Raw genomic sequence first — 468 nt, forward strand, 5'->3', positions numbered from 1 at the left:
CAACCTGCGCAACCTGCGCATGCACGCCCGCTTCCCGCGCCTGCGCCGCCGCTGACGTCTCTCTGCTATGCTTGAATCTCGCCTGTTTTCCGGAGATGTAGCATGGATAATCAACGTGCTGCCGCACTGTGGCAGCAAATGTGGCAGGGATTGCGCGGTGCCGAGGCTTTACCGGCACTGACTTTTCTCCAGACCAACACCCTCTCCTCGGCCTATGCCGTCAGTGAACTGGCCGCAACCAGCCTGGGCTTAGCCAGCCAGGCCCTGAGCGATCTGTTAGGCCGCCCGGCACCGGTCAGCATCAATGTCCGCCTCGCCTCGCGCTGGTTTCAGCACAGCCTCACACCACTTAATCGTCCGCCTGCCGCGCTCTGGGATCCCCTTGCCGGAGATTACGCCACGCGTGATGGCTGGATTCGCCTGCATACCAACGCACCGCACCACCGCGCGGCCATGGCCCGCGTGCTA

1 pseudogene is annotated in these 468 nt (G+C 63.5%); it reads left to right on the plus strand.

Going from position 1 to position 468, the window contains the following annotated elements:
- Window positions 1-102: 102 nt before the first annotated feature.
- Window positions 103-468, plus strand: a pseudogene (locus tag HA48_RS21985) (CoA transferase); the annotation flags it as partial.

The sequence above is a fragment of the Pantoea wallisii genome (assembly GCF_002095485.1).
GTDB classification, from domain to species: Bacteria; Pseudomonadota; Gammaproteobacteria; order Enterobacterales; family Enterobacteriaceae; genus Pantoea; species Pantoea wallisii.